The organism is Raineyella sp., from assembly GCF_034933565.1.
In the GTDB taxonomy this organism is placed as follows: domain Bacteria; phylum Actinomycetota; class Actinomycetes; order Propionibacteriales; family Propionibacteriaceae; genus Raineyella.
In genome coordinates, this window is sequence record NZ_JAYFNG010000005.1 from 16,905 (window position 1) to 32,614 (window position 15,710).

Consider the following 15,710-nt stretch of genomic DNA (forward strand, 5'->3'; position numbering starts at 1 on the left):
CGGGCTGTCCTGGGCCGGGCGGCGACATGACGCCGAGGGGCGTGGTCCCCTGATCCGGCGGCCCGGCGCGGTCGGGCCCGGACGACATCGGTTCAGGCCCGCGCCAGATGCCGGTCGAAGAAGGCGATGATGCGACGGCGCGCGTCCTCGGCGGACGGCTCGTGGTAGCCCCACAGCCCGGTCCGGTCGGCGAGGAACGGGATCAGCTTCGAGCTCCCGTCACCGGCGCCCTCGTAATCGTGCATGAAGCCGTGGCCCGCGTCCGGGTACTCCTTGACGTCGTGCGCCACGCCGACCGCCGTCAGCGTCTCCCCCAGCCGATCGGCGGCCCGCCGGACGATCGGGTCGCGTCCGCCGTAGCTCCCGACGATCGGACAGGCGTCCACCAGGAGGTCCTCGCCGTACGCGATCCCCCGCGTCGTCCCGTAGTTGACGCTGGCCACGGAGAATCCCCGGCCGGACGCCAGGGCCAGCGCCAGGCCACCGCCGAAACAGAACCCGATGACTCCGATGGCACCGGTGCAGTCCGCCCGGCCGGCCAACCAGGCCCGGACGCGCTCCACGTCGTCGTACGCCCCGCCACGACGGTCGCGGATGTGATGCACCGTCGAGACCATGCAACGCACCTTGCCGGTGGCCGCGAAGAAGTCCGGCGCGACCGCCAGGTAGCCGGCGTCCGCGAGCCATTCGGCCTGCTGGCGCAGGTCGTTGGTCATCCCGAGAGCGTCATGGATGACGATCACGCCCGGCCACGGGCCCGGGCCGTCGGGAGTGACGACGTAACCGGTGAGCTCACCGACCAAAGGGGTGACATCAGGCACAGGACCAGTATGTGCTCCGCCGGCCCCAGGTGCCCCGTCGAACATCGGCCCGATCGTCGGCTTCCCCCCATCCCGGCGCGCATCCCGGCGCGCGTCCCGGCGCGCCGCGGGTGTCCGCTCCTCTGCCCGTACGTCCTTCGGACCCGGATTCCCTTCGGGCCTGTACGTCCTTCAGACCCGGATCCCCTCCGGTCTGTACGTCCTTCAGACCCGCGGGTTCCACAGCCGCCGCGCTCTCGGTCAGCCGCGGCCCGGGCCCTGCAGCCGCCGCCCGTTCACGGGCCGCGGCTCAAGGAAAGTGCGGCGGCTCGAGGAAAATGCGGCGGCTGAATGGGCACTCCGGGATGCGTACCGTCGCCACTCAGCAGGTCCGCCCTGATGCCCTGACAGCCGCGGACACGGGCAGGACAATGGCTTCATTGAGACGCTCCCCGGGGGTGATCACCATGTCGACCGCTGCAGCACCGCATCCGCGGGCACCGCGCACCCAGGCGCAGCAAACACCACATCCACGCGCGCCACGCACCCAGGCCCAGCAAACACCACATCTGCATGCACCACGTGTCCAGGCCCAGCAAGCACCACATCTGCATGCACCACGTGTCCAAGCACCACAGGCACCGCGCGCCCAAGCACCGCGTATCCAGCCCCCGGAGGCACCACACGTGTGGTGCCGGGTCGGCTGAGGCGTGGGATCCTGACGGAGGACACGATGGACGCCCAGCCCCCACCGGTCTCCCGACCCGCACCGGTCTCCCGACCCGCCCCCTCTTCCCCGGTGCCGGACGGCAGTACCGTCCCCGACCGTCCGCGGGTGATCCGGAAGTCCGCCGGGGACCTGCGTGTGCCGCCGCACCTGGCCGACTACGCGGCGGAGCGGGCAGGGTTCAGCTGGGCCGCAGCCCGCCGAGAGCTGGCCGGGCTGCCCGACGGCGGCCTCAACATCGCGTACGAGGCGGTCACCCGCCACGCCGCCGGGCCGCTGCGCGACCACATCGCCTTTCGCTTCCTCGCCGAGGGCTCCCCTCGCACCGAAGACTCCCGCTCCGCCGAAGACTCCGCTCGTACCGAAGACTCCCGCTCCGCCGAAGACTTCCGCTCCGCCGAGGGCTCCCGCCGCGAGGTGACGTACGGCGAGCTCGACCGGCTCAGCAACAGGTTCACCAACGTGCTGCGTACGCTCGGTGTCGGCCGCGACGACCGGATGTTCGTCCTCACCGGCCGGATCCCGGAGCTGTACCTGGCCGTCCTCGGCGCGCTGAAGAACGGCACCGCCGTCTCCCCGTTGTTCTCCGCCTTCGGTCCCGGACCGATCGCCACCCGGATCACCCTGGGCAAGGGCGCGGTCCTGGTCACCACGGCCGAGACCTACCGCCGCAAGGTGGCCACGGTCCGCGGCAGCCTGCCCACCCTGCGCCACGTGCTCATCGTCGGCGGACCGGGCGAGGCGGCCGAGCTCCCCGGCACCCTCGATCTGGCCACGCTGATGGCCGAGGCCTCCGACGTGTGCGAGATCGCCCCGACCGGCCCTGAGGACGTGGCGCTGCTCCACTTCACCAGCGGCACCACCGGCACGCCGAAGGGCGCGGTGCACGTCCATGACGCCGCCGTGACGCACTGGGCGACCGGGAAGTACGCCCTTGATCTGCATCCGGACGACATCTACTGGTGCACCGCCGATCCCGGCTGGGTGACCGGCACCTCGTACGGGATCATCGCGCCGCTGCTGCACGGCGTCACCTCGATCGTGGATGCCGCCGAGTTCGACGCCGAGCGCTGGTACCGGATCCTCGAGGAGGAGCGGGTCACCGTCTGGTACACCGCTCCGACGGCCGTCCGGATGCTGATGCGGGCCGGCCCGGAACTGGCCGCCCGGCACACCTTCCCGTCGTTGCGGTTCGTCGCCTCGGTCGGCGAGCCGCTCAATCCCGAGGCCGTCTGGTGGGGCGCCGACGTCCTGGGGCTGCCGATCCACGACAACTGGTGGCAGACCGAGACCGGCGGGATCATGATCGCCAACACCCCGGCCCAGGACATCAAGCCGGGCTCGATGGGCCGGCCGCTGCCCGGGGTGGACGCGGCGATCGTCGAACGGCTCGACGACGGCGGCGTACGGCTCTGCGAGGCGGCCGACGTCGAAGGGGAGCTCGCGCTGCGGTCCGGCTGGCCCTCGATGCTGCGTGGCTACCTGGACGACGAGCCGCGGTACCGGGCCTGCTTCGCCGGCGAGTGGTACCTCAGCGGTGACCTGGCCCGGCGCGACGCGGACGGCTACTACTGGTTCGTCGGGCGCCGCGACGATGTGATCAAGTCCGCCGGGCACCTGATCGGCCCGTTCGAGGTGGAGAGCGTGCTGATGGAACACCCCGCGGTGGCCGAGGCGGCGGTGATCGGCAAGCCCGACCCGCTGGTCGGCGAAGTCGTCAAGGCGTTCGTGTCGCTGATGGCGGGACGTACGCCCGACGACGCCCTGCGCCGCGAGATCGCCGCCCTGGCCCGTAGACGTCTCGGCGCGGCGGTGGCGCCCAAGGAGATCGAGTTCATCGACGCGCTGCCCCGGACCCGCAGCGGCAAGATCCTGCGGCGGCTGCTCAAGGCGCGCGAGCTGGGCCTGCCCGAGGGGGACACCTCGACCCTGGAGAGCGGAGGGGGATCATGACCGAACGGACCGCCAACACCAACACCAACACCAACACCAACGACGATGCCGGCACCAGCACCGACGAGCAGGCTCTGCCGGTCCGGCTGCTGACCGACATGCTGCGTGTGCGCCGGATGGAGGAGAAGTGCGCCGAGCTCTACGGCGCGTCGAAGATCCGCGGCTTCCTGCACCTCTACATCGGCGAGGAGGCCTGCGCCGTCGGCACGCTGCACCGGTTGGGGCCCGATGACAACATCGTCGCCACCTACCGCGAGCACGCCCACGCCCTCATCCGCGGCGTGCCGATGAGCGCGATCATGGCGGAGATGTTCGGCAAGGTCACCGGTTGCTGTCGGGGGCGGGGCGGCTCGATGCACCTCTACGACGCGACGACGCGGTTCTTCGGCGGCACCGCCATCGTCGGCAGCGGACTGCCGATCGCCGCGGGCCTGGGGCTGGCCGACCGGATGCGGGGTGGCGACGCCGTCACGGCCTGCTTCTTCGGTGAGGGGGCGATGGCCGAGGGCGCCTTCCACGAGGCGGCCAACCTCGCCGCGCTCTGGCAGCTGCCGGTGTTGTTCTGCTGCGAGAACAACCTCTACGCGATGGGCACGGCGTTGGCCCACGAGCACGCCCGGACCGATCTGGCGGGCCGGGCCGCGGTGTACGGGATGGCGACGGCTGTGGTCGACGGGATGGACGTGCTGGCCGTCCACGCCGCGGTCGGGGAGGCGGTCGCGTCGATCCGGGCCGGTGGCGGGCCGGTGTTCCTCGAGATGCAGACCTACCGGTTCCGGGCACACTCGATGTTCGACCCCGGGCTCTATCGCACCAAGGCCGAGGTGGCGGCGTGGCGGGAGCGCGACCCGATCCCCCGACTCGCGTCCGCGCTGCGCGAGGCCGGCCTGGCGAAGGCCGAACTCGCTGCCCTCGAGGTCGCGGCGCAGGCGGAGGTGTCCGAGGCCGTGAGATTCGCCGAGGCCTCATCGGTGGAACCGGTGGAGGCCCTGCTGCGCGACGTCACCACCCCGGTCGGTCCGCCCGTCGTCCCGACCGACCCCGCGGCCGGCCCGATGCCGGGTGGCGTTCTGCCGGGAGGCCCGATGCCGGGAGGCCGACGATGAGGACCACCTATCGCGAGGCCGTCCGGGAGGCGATCCGGGAGGCACTGCTCGCGGACCCGCGGGTGTTCCTGATGGGCGAGGATGTCGGGGCGTACGGCGGCTGCTATGCCGTGTCGGCAGGGCTGCTCGCCGAGTTCGGCCCCGAGCGGATCCGTGACACACCGTTGTCCGAGCTCGGGTTCGTCGGGGCCGGGATCGGCGCGGCACTGGGCGGGATGCGCCCGATCGTCGAGGTGATGTCGATCAACTTCAGCCTGTTGGCCCTCGACCAGATCGTGAACATGGCCGGCCTGCTGCGGCACATGTCCGGCGGTCAGTTCTCCGTGCCGCTGGTGATCCGGATGGCGACCGGCGCCGGCCGGCAACTGGCCGCCCAGCACTCGCACAGCCTGGAGAACTGGTTCGCCCACGTGCCGGGGCTGCGGGTGCTGGCGCCCGCGACGCTCGCCGATGCCCGCGGCATGCTGGCCCCGGCACTGGCCGACCCCGATCCGGTGATCCTGTTCGAGCACGTCGGCCTCTACAACCTGGAGGGCGATCTCCCCGACGGGGCGGCGCCGTGCGACATCACGACCGCAGCGGTGCGCCGGTCCGGGTCGGACGTCACCCTGGTGACGTACGGCGGCAGTCTGCCGAAGGTGCTGGCGGCGGCCGAGGAACTGGCCGGTCCGGGCGTCGAGGCGGAGGTCGTGGACCTGCGGGTGCTCCGGCCGCTGGACCTGGCGACGGTCGCGGCGTCGGTGGCGCGTACGCATCGGGTGGTGGTCGTCGACGAGGGCTGGAAGACCGGGAGCCTGGCCGGCGAGGTGGTGGCACAACTGGCCGAGGGGAGCCTCTACGACCTGGACGCGCCGCCGGTGCGGGTGTGCACGGCGGAGGTGCCGATCCCGTACGCCAAGCACCTGGAGGACGCGGCCCTGCCGCAGGTCGACCGGATCGTGGCGGCCGTGAAGGAGCTGACCCGTGCTTGAGTTCAATCTGCCGTCACTGGGCGCCGACATGGACGAGGGCACACTCGTCCAGTGGCTGGTCGCCCCCGGCGACACCGTCGCGAAGGGCCAGATCGTCGCGGTGGTCGAGACCACCAAGGCGGCCATCGACGTGGAGTGCTGGCTCGAGGGCACGGTCCACGAGTTGCTGATCTCCCCCGGCGAGAAGGTGCCGGTCGGCACCCTGATCGCGACGCTGCTGGCCCCGGGTGAGGCGCCCCCGGCGCCCGCCTCGGGTGAGGCGCCCGCAGCATCGGCACGTGGCGAGGCGGCCCCGGGGCCGGTCCGAGCACCGGTCCCCGGGGCGTCACCTGCTCCGACCCCGGAGTCAGAGTCGGAGCCGGAGTCGGAGCCGGAGCCGGAGCCGGAGCCGGCTGCCGATGCTGCAGTGCCGGCTGGACGTCGGCGGGTGTCCCCCGCCGCGCGCCGGCGGGCCGCCGAGCTCGGCATCGATGTGGCCACCGTGCCCGCCAGTGGCCCGGACGACACCGTCATGCTGACCGACATCGAGCGGGTGGCGACCGGCCAGCAGCCGGTCCCGACACCCGGCGCCACACCGGCCGACCGTCAGGCGGAACTCCGCCGGGCGATCGGGGCGGCGATGAGCCGGTCCAAGCGTGAGATCCCGCACTACTACCTCGCCGAGACCGTCGCGATGGGCCGGGCGACGGCCTGGCTGACCGCCGCCAACGCCGAGCGCCCGATCACCGAACGGCTGGTGATGGCGGTGCTGCAGTTGAAGGCGGTGGCCGTGGCCCTGGCCGACTTCCCCGAGCTCAACGGACACGTCGTCGACGGCGAGTTCCGCCCGGCTGCCGACGCCCACCTCGGGGTGGCGATCTCCCTGCGCGGGGGTGGCCTGGTCGCCCCCGCCATCCATGACGTACGCCATCTGGCGCTGCCGGACCTGATGGCCGCGATGCTGGATCTGGTGCAGCGCGCCCGGGCCGGCGCGCTGCGCAGCTCGGAGATGGCCGATGCGACGATCACCGTGACCAATCTGGGTGACCAGGGGGTGGAGACGGTCTTCCCGGTGATCCATCCACCCCAGGTGGCGATCGTCGGGTTCGGCACGGTGGCGCCGCGCCCCTGGGTCGAGGCCGGCGCGCTGACGGTGATGCCGACCGTGATGGCGACGCTGGCCGCGGACCATCGGGTCTCCGACGGCCACCGCGGAGGGCTGTTCCTGGCCGCCCTGCGCGACCTGCTGCAGCGGCCCGAGGATCTGTAGCGCCGCCGTGCCTGCCAACACCGCGCCTGCAACACCGCGCCTGCAACACCGCCGAACGTACGAACCACCGCCGAACGTACGAGAAGACCGAGGACAGGAGGGCTGCCATGGACGACAAGGAACTGCGCGGCATCGTGATCGAGGCCCTGCAGCAGGTCGCCCCGGAGGTCGGGGCCGACGATCTGCGCGGCGACGTGCCGCTGCGCAGGCAGGTGGACCTCGACTCGCTGGACTGGCTGGGGTTCCTGGTCGGGCTGCACGACCGACTCCATGTCGAGATCCCCGAGACCGACTACCCCCGGCTGGTCAGCCTGGACGACGTGGTGGCCTATCTGCGCGACAGGCTCCCGGCCGGCTGATCCGGGTCGGCGCAGGTCGCAGCGGACCGTCGCCCGTTGACCGGCTGCCCCGGGCGGCGGACATCAGCGGAGCGGCGCTTCTCCGGAGCAGGCGCCGCTGGCCGGCATCGTTCTCGCTCCTGCCGATGGCAGGCAGCAGGCAGCAGGCAGCAGGCAGCAGGACGAGCGCGATCACCCCGTACGCCGATGGGTCCAGGCCAGCAGATCCGCCACGTCCCAGGTGTTGACGATGCGCTCGAGTGGCACCCCGGCGTCCTCGGCCCGGGCGCAGCCGTACGGCTGCCAGTCCAGTTGGCCGGGGGCATGGGCGTCGGTGTCGATCGCGAACAGGCAGCCGATCTCGACCGCCTCCCGGAGCAGCCGCCGCGGCGGGTCGAGGCGCTCGGGCCGGGAGTTGATCTCCACGGCCACACCGAAGTGGGCGCAGGCCTCGAACACCAGCCCCGCGTCGACAGCGGACTCCGGCCGGGTGCCGCGCTCCCCGGTGATGAGCCGCCCGGTGACATGGCCGAGGATGTCGACGTGCCGGTCGGCCAACGCGGTGATCATCCGGCGGGTCATCTCGTCGCGGGGCATCCGCAGCTTCGAGTGGACACTCGCCACCACGACATCCAGCCGGTCGAGCAGATCAGGATCCTGGTCCAGTGCGCCGTTCTCGAGGATGTCGACCTCGATGCCGGTCAGCACGCGGATCCCGGGGGCGGCCCGGTTGATCCCGGCCACGACGTCCAGTTGCTGCCGCAGCCGTTCGGCCGACAGCCCGTTCGCGACCCTGAGTCGTGGCGAGTGATCGGTCAGCGCCAGATACCGATGCCCCAGCGCGACGGCCGTCGCCACCATCTCGGGGATCGGCGCACCTCCGTCGGACCAGTCGGAATGCAGGTGCAGATCGCCCTGCAGCGCCGCCCGGACGGCCGCACCGCCGGCGACGACCGGTCCGACGGCCTCGGCCTCGAGCCGGACGAGGTAGTCGGGCGTACGTCCGGCCAGCACGTCGGCCACCACCGCCGCCGTCCGTTGGCCGATGCCGGGCAGCTCGGTGAGGGTGCCTGCCGCGAGGCGGTGACGGAGCTCATCACCATCCACGCCGTCGACGGTGTCGGCGGCATGACGGAACGCGCGCACCCGGAAGGTGCCCGCGCCGGCGCGCTCCAGCAGGTAGGCGATGCGGCGCAGGGTGCCGACCGGATCAGGATCCTCGGGGCCCACGACCCCAGTCTTCCACCGCTCGGGCGCGCCGTACGGGTCGACGGACGTGCGGGGTGAATGCGACCTCCACGTCAGCAGACGTCCGGATCAGCAGACCCACGGACCAGGGTCGGGTCCGACGTACGGGTCAGGATCAGGCCAGGGCCGACTTGGCCTGCCACTGCTGCCAGGAAACGTTCCAGGCGGTCCACCCGTTGCCGTCGTCGAGCGGGCGCTTCGTGCCGGACACCACGACGGGGTCACCGACCTGGACGATGCCGAAGAGCTTCTGCGCATCGCCGGTGCCCATGCCGACGCAGCCGTGGCTCAGGTTGGCCCGGCCGAAGTTGGCGGAGTTCCAGGGCGCGGCGTGGATGAACTCACCGCTGGTGGTGATCCGCATCGCGTACTTCACCATCAGGTCGTACCCGTCCGCAGAGTTGTTGGCGATACCGACGGTCTCGGAGGCCATCCGGGTCTGGGCGAGCTTCTCCATCACCACGCTGGTGCCGCTGCGGGTCTCCGCGCCGGGCTTGCCGCCGCTGACCGGGATGGTGGCCACGACCTGACCGTTGACGTACTGGGTGAGCTGCTTGGCGGCGAGATCCACCTTGGTGACGCGCGACTGCCCGATGGTGAAGTCGGCCGACACCGAGTTCTGGCCGTACCGGCCGTCGCCGGCGCTGACACCGTTGAGGTTCGCCTCGACCGACACCTTGGTGCCGGGCTCGAAGTAGGTCTCCGGGCGCCACTGCACCTCACGGTCGGAGACCCAGCCCCAGGACCCGGTCTGCGCGGGAACGGTGGTGACCTTGAGGTCCCTCTCGAACGACTTCTTGTCGGTGACCGGCAGGTCGAAGGTCACGACGATCGGCATCGCCACGCCGTACGTCGTGCCTGACTGGTTGGTGATCGTGACGAAGACCTGCTGCTTGAGGGACAGCGCGGTGGTGGTGAACGTCGAGGTCACCGATCCGTCGCCGGCCGGGGCCGAACCGGTCGAGACCACCGTGTACGTCGTGGCCGGATCGAGACGCTCGGACGCCGTCCAGGTGCCGTCGGCCCCGATGGAGCCCTTGACCGTGGTGCTGATGGCCTTGCCGCTGCGGTCCGTACCGGCGCCGGTGACGGTGACGTCCTCCAGCGCGCCGGACGAGGCGGTCACGGTGAGCAGAGTGTCGACCGGGACGTCCTTGGCGTCCGCCGCAACGTTCGAGGTGACCGCGAAGGCCGGCTGGCTCGCCTTGGCGAAGGGGGCGGCGGCACCGGGCCGGTCGGAGGAACTGGCGGGCGCACAGGCGCTCATGGTCCCGGCGAGGGTGATCGCCACGAGCGCGGCGACGCCACGGGCCTTCCACGTCATGTGAGCCTCCGAACATTACTACGACCAGTGATCCGCACCAAGAATACTGGGTGAACGTCACAGACTGGTTTCGACGCCACAGCCGGCACACAGGAAGACCCCGATCCGGCATCTGTGGCCCCTCCGGCGGGCACCCCCGACTCGGCACTCGGCGCGCACTGTCTCCGTCGTAATCGGCCGTGGTGGCGCGGCTTGCCGCGTCGAGTGTGATGGCGCCGCCGTGGGACTGGAGGCGGATGTCGTCGAGGCGAGGGCCGGCCCACCCCACCCCGGCTCCGGAGCCCGACAACGGCATGCAGTCGACCACACAGCTACCGAGTGACCCTTGTCACAGGAAATATTCGATTGATTTTCGATTGAATGACACGTTGGTAGTCTTGCCGGTAGCGCTTTCCCACTGCTGCCATCTGAAAGACTCACGCCATGGCCAGACCACCCAAGACCACATCCCCCGGTGCGACGGAAGCATCGACCGCGCCGTCAGCACCCCCCGTGGAGACCTCCTGGCACCTGGGCCGGACGCTGGCCGAGGCCAACCTGGCGAACTTCGAGTTCACCCTGATGGCGGCCTACGCCGCCTTCGAGCGTTACGTCACCCAGCTCACCCTGCTGATCGGCGAGCCCGAACTGACCTTCAACGAGGTCGTCATCCTCCACGTGGTCCGGATGTACGGCCGACCGAAGGACGCCACCACCATCGCCCGGCTCGTCAACCGCGACGACCTGGCCAATGTCCAGTACAGCCTGCGCAAGCTGGTGAGCGTCGGACTGGTGAAGAAGACAAGGTCGGGCGTCACCGCACACTACGAGACGACCCCTGCGGGCAGTGAGTGGACGGAGCGGTACGCGACCCTGCGGGCGCGGCTCCTCGTGGACCAGATGAGCCCCGACGAACTCGCCAAGGAGACCCTCAACGAGATCTCCCGACGCCTCACCCGGCTGACCATCCTGTACGAGTCCTCGGTGCGCACCGCCGGGATCCTCAATCCGCACCACATCTTCGACGAGGAGACCGGACCGGACCCGAGCTGAGACCTCCGGCCGAGGCCCCCGCCTGAGACCTGAGACCCCGGCCTGAGACCCCGCCCCACTCGGAGGCCCTGGAGGTGACCGCACCTCCAGGGCCTCGTGCGTATCTCCCCGAACCCCTCACGCCCGGCCTCGAGCGCGCCGTGATGGCCTCGCAACGGCACGTCACCGCCCCGGCCCCCGGCCGTACGCCCAGGCGGGACGAGGCGTCGACGACTCCACCCCCGGACTGTAACCTGCGCCTCATTCATGCATCGATGGCTTATCGATGAAATCTCTCTTGAATGTCTATTGACTTTCTTCTCTTGGTTGCCGAAGCTTGTACCCATCGACAGGGTTCGCCCGTCACCACCAGGGCACTGCGCCCAGAACAAGGGAGTTCACGTGACAATCACAGGCTCTGACACCACCAACTCAGCGATCGGCAACTCCGCCAAAGTCGCCCGGCAGTACGGCCCGTACGTCCAGGCGGACTGGGGCTTCGCCAACCACTGGTACCCGGCCTGCTTCAGCGAAGAGGTCGAGGTCAACGGCGTCGTCGGCGTCACGATCGGCGGCCACGACATCGCCGTCACCCGCAGCGCCGACGGATCGGTGAATGCGATCGCCGACCGCTGCCTGCACCGCGGCGTGAAGCTGTCCGCCAAGCCGATGTGCTTCGCGGACAAGACCGTGACCTGCTGGTACCACGGCTACACGTACAGCGCGGAGACCGGCAACCTGGACACGATCGTCGGGTCCCCCGATGACAAGCTGATCGGCACCGTCGCCGTACGTACCTACCCGGCCGAGGAAGTGGCCGGCATGATCTTCGTCTTCGTCGGCGAGGAGGACTACCCCACGCCGCCGCTGGACACCGACCTGCCGATGCTGGTGACCGACAAGGAGACGCCGCACTTCCGCGACCCGCACATCGTCACCAAGGGCCTGCGCCGCAAGCTCTACGGCAACTGGCGACTGGCCGCCGAGAACGGCCTCGACCCGGGCCACCTGCTGGTGCACTGGGACAACAAGATCGTGGTGGCGCTCGACCGGGCCATGCCGCTGGGGATGAAGGCGCTCAAGGACGACGCGACCGAGAGCATCGACATCGAGAACGGCCCCAAGGGCGTGATGAACCGGTACGACCTGCCGGAGAACTACGCCCCCGTCTTCGAGAACCCGATGGTCGACATCAAGGCCCGCGGCGGCACCATGTACGAGCCCTTCCGGGTCAGCTGCTGGCTGCCGGCCACGCTGATGGTCGAGAACTGGCCGATCCCCGGCGTCACGCAGTACGAGTTCTACGTCCCGATCGACGACCACCACCACATGTACTTCGAGGTGATCGCCGACCGCGCGACGACCGACGAGGAGCGCAAGGAGTTCGAGTTCAAGTACGAGCACTTCTACAAGCCGCTGGGCCTGCTCGACTTCAACAACAACGACGTGTTCGCCCGTGAGGCCACCGAGGAGCACTACCAGCGCTTCGACGGCTGGAACAACGAGGTGCTCTCCGACATGGACTACTCGGTGGTCGCCTGGCGCAAGCAGGCGGCGACCCATGGGCGCGGCTTCTTCCAGTCGCCGTACCTGGACGAGGACTGAGGGGACGGACTGACATGACGATCGCAGAGGGCACGGAGATGACTGTGCAGCAGAGCGAACCGCGCCATGTGACGCTGCGGTTCACCGACGGCGAGGTGCGCGAGTTCGACACGCAGGCCGACGAGCCGATCCTGACCGCCGCCCGCCGAGCGGGCTACGAGCTGGTCAGCCAGTGCCGGGTCGGCACCTGCAGCACCTGTACGGCCACCCTGGTCGACGGGGCGGCGGAGATGCCGGCGGGCCAGATCAGTGTGCTGTCGAAGGACGAGCTCGCCGCCGGTCAGCGTCTGCTGTGCCAGTCCCGTGCCCTCTGCGACTCGTCCTTCGACGTGGAGTACCCGTCGACCCTGCTGGAGGCCAACCCTCCGGTGCTGTTCCAGGCGAAGATCTCCCGGCTCACCTGGGTCGCCGACACCGTGGTGGAGCTGGAACTGCGGGTCCCCAAGCGGATCAAGTTCGGTTTCACCGCCGGCCAGTACTGCCGGCTCAAGGTCCCCGGCACCGAGGAGTGGCGCAGCTACTCGCTCGCCTCCGGGGAGCACGAGCGGTTCCGCCTGACCTTCCTGATCCGCATCCTGCCCTCCGGGGTGATGTCGGACTACCTGCGTGACCGGGCCCGGGTCGGCGAGGCCCTGGACATCGAGGGCCCGCTGGGCGGTTTCGTCCTCGAACCGGCCCCGCGCCCGACCGTCCTGATCGCCGGCGGCACCGGCCTCGCGCCGATGCTGTCGATGCTGGACCGGCTGCGCACCGTCCAGCCGGCCCCGCCGATCCTGCTGCTGTTCGGCTGCAACCGACCGACCGAGCTCTTCCACGAGGAGGAGCTGGCGGCGCGGGCGACCTTCATGCCCACCCTGGAGGTCCGTACGGTCCTGATGGACAACACCGGCCGCGACGACCTCCCCGCGGGGACACCGCTGTCGGTCCTGCGACCCGAGGACGTCGCCCCGGACACCGTCTCCTACCTGTGTGGTCCGCCGCCGATGATCCGGGCCGCCGAGGAGCAGCTCGGGTCGTACGGGCTGCCGGTCCACGACATCCGCGCCGAGCAGTTCGTCCCGAGCGAGAACTAGGAGGGCCCCGCCCATGCGTGTCACCACCCACCCCCTCCCGCTGGACCCCGAGCGTCAGAAGATGTACGACGCCGTGGTCTCCCGCCTCGACGCCGACCGGATGCGTGACCTGCTGGTCGACCTGGTCGACATCCACAGCCCGACCGGGGCCGAGCGGGCCGCCTCGGAGTTCATGGCCGCGCACCTGACCGACCGGGTCGGGATCGAGGCGAGCTACATGCCGGTCTCCGCCGAGACCGGCAACGTCCACGGGGTGCTGCCCGGACGCGGCGGCGGGGCCGATCTGCTGCTCTACTGCCCGATCGACACCCACATCGAGCCGGACCGTGACGTGCCGACGGTCGGCCCGTACGCCCGCGAGGACATGCTCCCCCGGGCCCGGGTCCAGGACGGGCTGGTCGTCGGCCTGGGTGCCTCCAACCCCAAGGTCATGGTCGCCGGCCTGACCGAGGTGATGCACGCGATCAAGGACGCCGGGGTGGAGTTCCTCGGCGACCTGAGCATCGGGTTCGCCGGGGGCGGCATGCCGTGGATGAACTCCCACCGCGACCACGTCGGGATGAGCACCGGGGTCTACCAGCTGCTGATGCGCGGCCTCTACCCGGACTACTGCCTGCTGCTCAAGCCTCGCCCGGGCGTCTACCCGGAGGAGCCGGGGATGGCCTGGATCCAGGTCAACGTCCGGGGGACCTTCGGCTACGCGGGCATCACCCGGGGCACCCCCGGGTTCCGCTCCTCGATCGTCCCGGCCGCCACCGTGATCCAGGAGATCGAGGCCTGGCTGCCGCGCTACACGGCCGCCAACACCCTCGGCACCGTGCTGCCCGAGGCGTGGATCTCGGCCGTACGGGCCGGCGACCCGGACAAGCCGGCCTTCCCGTCGGCGACCACCGAGATCTTCCTGGACCTGCGGATCAACCCCCGGACCTCGCCCGCCGACGTCCGCGCGCAGTTCGCCGGGTTCATCGAGGACCTGCGCCGGCGCCACCCCGACATCGAGCTGGACTGGAGCATGTACGGCAGCCTCCCCGGCGGCCTCACCGACTACGACAACTGGATCATCCAGTCCGCCCAGCGCGGCTGGGAGCAGGTGTCCGGCGAGCCCTACACCGAGACCCCGTACCAGGCCGGGCAGACCGACGGTGCGATGATCCGCGCCCTGGGGATCCCGACCGCCCGGGTGGGCTACCCGTGGCCGCCGGCCGCAGCCCCGGCCGAGCTGAACGAGGGCCTGGGCGGCATGGGCGTCGCCTCTGTCGAGGATGTGCTGATCGGCGTCCGCACCATCGCCTACTCGATCGTCGACACCCTGACCCGGCCCCGGGCCGAGCTCGGCCTGCCGGGCACACCGGGGGCTGTGGCCGGGGCTCCGGGCGCGGCGGGCGCGACGGACGCCACGACGACGGCCGGGGGGCTGTGATGGACATCTCCGGGCTGTTCGACCTCACCGGCAAGCGGGCGTTGGTGACCGGCGCGTCGGTCGGCATCGGCAGGATGATCGCCGACGGCCTGGCCGCCGCCGGGGCCACTGTCTATCTGGTCGCCCGTGGGCGCGAGGACCTCGACCGGGCGGTCGACGAGATCCGTGCCGCCGGAGGGCGGGCGGTCGGCATCGCCGCCGACCTCAGCGATCCGGCCGGCCCCGAGCTGGTGGCCTCGACGTACGGCACGTACGAGGCCCGGCTCGACATCCTGGTGAACAACGCCGGCACGATGGCGGAGTCCTCGCTCGAGGAGTTCTCGATCCAGGACTGGGAGCGGGTGACCCAGCTGTGCCTGACCGTCCCGTTCTTCCTCACCCAGGCACTCCTCCCGCAGCTGCGGGCCGCGGCCTCGGACGAGGACCCGGCCAGGGTGATCAACATCGGGTCTGCGGACGGGATCAAGGCGCCCTTCCTGTCCACCTTCCCCTACCCGGCCGCGAAGGCGGGCCTGCACCACCTCACCCGGCAGCTGGGCAAGGTGCTGGGGCCCGAGGGGATCGCGGTGAACGCCATCGCCCCGGGCGCGTTCCCGAGCCGCCGGTCGGCGCCGGTGCTGGCGGTGCACCTGGACGACTTCATCGCGGCGACGCCGCTGCGCCGGATCGGCCGTCCCGACGACATCGCCGGAACGGTCATCTACATGGCCAGCCGCGCCGGCGCGTTCCTCGACGGCGCCGTCCTCTCGTTGGACGGCGGGCTGGTGCTGTAGCCCCGCGCCGCTGTAGCCGGTGACGCTGCCGCCCCGTGTCGCGGCAGCCGGCGCTGCGGGGAACGACACCACCACTCACCAGGGCGCTCCCGTGCCCGACCCCGGACAGATC

The 15,710-nt window shown here is 70.8% G+C and carries 13 protein-coding genes; 10 read left to right on the forward strand and 3 right to left on the reverse strand.

What is annotated here, in order from left to right; translation table 11 throughout:
• Positions 1-92: 92 nt before the first annotated feature.
• Positions 93-821 (reverse strand): dienelactone hydrolase family protein, encoded by a 729-nt coding sequence (locus VB059_RS01570; RefSeq protein ID WP_323420267.1) that lies wholly within the window; start codon positions 819-821, stop codon positions 93-95.
• A gap of 814 nt (positions 822-1,635) precedes the next feature.
• Between VB059_RS01570 and acsA the strand changes: the two genes are divergently transcribed.
• From acsA to VB059_RS01595, 5 genes are all read left to right on the forward strand, one after another.
• The gene (gene acsA / locus VB059_RS01575; protein WP_323420268.1) at positions 1,636-3,480 is read left to right on the forward strand and encodes an acetate--CoA ligase; all 1,845 of its coding nucleotides are present in this window, start codon (positions 1,636-1,638) and stop codon (positions 3,478-3,480) included.
• Positions 3,477-4,586, forward strand: a complete 1,110-nt coding sequence (gene pdhA / locus VB059_RS01580; protein WP_323420269.1) for a pyruvate dehydrogenase (acetyl-transferring) E1 component subunit alpha — start codon at positions 3,477-3,479, stop codon at positions 4,584-4,586. Before acsA ends, pdhA begins: the two co-directional genes overlap by 4 nt.
• On the forward strand, positions 4,583-5,557 hold the full coding sequence (locus VB059_RS01585; protein WP_323420270.1) for an alpha-ketoacid dehydrogenase subunit beta: 975 nt from the start codon (positions 4,583-4,585) through the stop codon (positions 5,555-5,557). The genes pdhA and VB059_RS01585 overlap by 4 nt, the downstream gene beginning before the upstream one ends.
• Positions 5,550-6,806, forward strand: coding sequence for a dihydrolipoamide acetyltransferase family protein (locus VB059_RS01590; RefSeq protein WP_323420271.1), 1,257 nt, complete (start codon positions 5,550-5,552; stop codon positions 6,804-6,806). Before VB059_RS01585 ends, VB059_RS01590 begins: the two co-directional genes overlap by 8 nt.
• A 107-nt stretch (positions 6,807-6,913) precedes the next feature.
• The gene (locus VB059_RS01595; RefSeq protein ID WP_323420272.1) at positions 6,914-7,165 is read left to right on the forward strand and encodes an acyl carrier protein; all 252 of its coding nucleotides are present in this window, start codon (positions 6,914-6,916) and stop codon (positions 7,163-7,165) included.
• Between the two features lie 171 nt (positions 7,166-7,336).
• Here VB059_RS01595 and VB059_RS01600 read toward each other — a convergent pair whose 3' ends face one another.
• On the reverse strand, positions 7,337-8,374 hold the full coding sequence (locus VB059_RS01600) for a PHP domain-containing protein (RefSeq protein ID WP_323420273.1): 1,038 nt from the start codon (positions 8,372-8,374) through the stop codon (positions 7,337-7,339).
• Positions 8,375-8,507: 133 nt separating this feature from the next.
• Positions 8,508-9,716 (reverse strand): L,D-transpeptidase, encoded by a 1,209-nt coding sequence (locus VB059_RS01605; RefSeq protein WP_323420274.1) that lies wholly within the window; start codon positions 9,714-9,716, stop codon positions 8,508-8,510.
• A 492-nt stretch (positions 9,717-10,208) separates the two neighbouring features.
• Between VB059_RS01605 and VB059_RS01610 the strand changes: the two genes are divergently transcribed.
• The 5 genes from VB059_RS01610 (at position 10,209) to VB059_RS01630 (ending at position 15,598) form a co-directional block, all read left to right on the forward strand.
• Positions 10,209-10,748, forward strand: a complete 540-nt coding sequence (locus VB059_RS01610) for a winged helix DNA-binding protein (protein WP_323420275.1) — start codon at positions 10,209-10,211, stop codon at positions 10,746-10,748.
• Positions 10,749-11,129: 381 nt separating this feature from the next.
• Complete coding sequence (locus VB059_RS01615) at positions 11,130-12,332, forward strand: Rieske 2Fe-2S domain-containing protein (protein ID WP_323420276.1); 1,203 nt, start codon at positions 11,130-11,132, stop codon at positions 12,330-12,332.
• Between the two features lie 38 nt (positions 12,333-12,370).
• Positions 12,371-13,405: a 2Fe-2S iron-sulfur cluster binding domain-containing protein gene (locus tag VB059_RS01620; RefSeq protein ID WP_323420277.1), complete on the forward strand. Its 1,035-nt coding sequence runs from the start codon at positions 12,371-12,373 to the stop codon at positions 13,403-13,405.
• Positions 13,406-13,418: 13 nt separating this feature from the next.
• A complete protein-coding gene (locus VB059_RS01625) occupies positions 13,419-14,825 on the forward strand; it encodes a hypothetical protein (RefSeq protein WP_323420278.1) in 1,407 nt (468 codons plus the stop codon).
• Positions 14,825-15,598, forward strand: coding sequence for an SDR family NAD(P)-dependent oxidoreductase (locus VB059_RS01630; RefSeq protein WP_323420279.1), 774 nt, complete (start codon positions 14,825-14,827; stop codon positions 15,596-15,598). Before VB059_RS01625 ends, VB059_RS01630 begins: the two co-directional genes overlap by 1 nt.
• Positions 15,599-15,710 lie beyond the last annotated feature (112 nt).

What these genes read in the sequence shown, in the direction of transcription:
- pdhA (WP_323420269.1), top strand. Translation starts at nt 3,477, where the DNA reads ATGACCGAACGGACCGCCAACACCAACACCAACACCAACACCAACGAC.
- VB059_RS01585 (WP_323420270.1), top strand. Translation starts at nt 4,583, where the DNA reads ATGAGGACCACCTATCGCGAGGCCGTCCGGGAGGCGATCCGGGAGGCA.
- VB059_RS01595 (WP_323420272.1), top strand. Translation starts at nt 6,914, where the DNA reads ATGGACGACAAGGAACTGCGCGGCATCGTGATCGAGGCCCTGCAGCAG.
- VB059_RS01605 (WP_323420274.1), bottom strand. Translation starts at nt 9,716, where the DNA reads ATGACGTGGAAGGCCCGTGGCGTCGCCGCGCTCGTGGCGATCACCCTC.
- VB059_RS01620 (WP_323420277.1), top strand. Translation starts at nt 12,371, where the DNA reads ATGACTGTGCAGCAGAGCGAACCGCGCCATGTGACGCTGCGGTTCACC.
- VB059_RS01625 (WP_323420278.1), top strand. Translation starts at nt 13,419, where the DNA reads ATGCGTGTCACCACCCACCCCCTCCCGCTGGACCCCGAGCGTCAGAAG.
- VB059_RS01630 (WP_323420279.1), top strand. Translation starts at nt 14,825, where the DNA reads ATGGACATCTCCGGGCTGTTCGACCTCACCGGCAAGCGGGCGTTGGTG.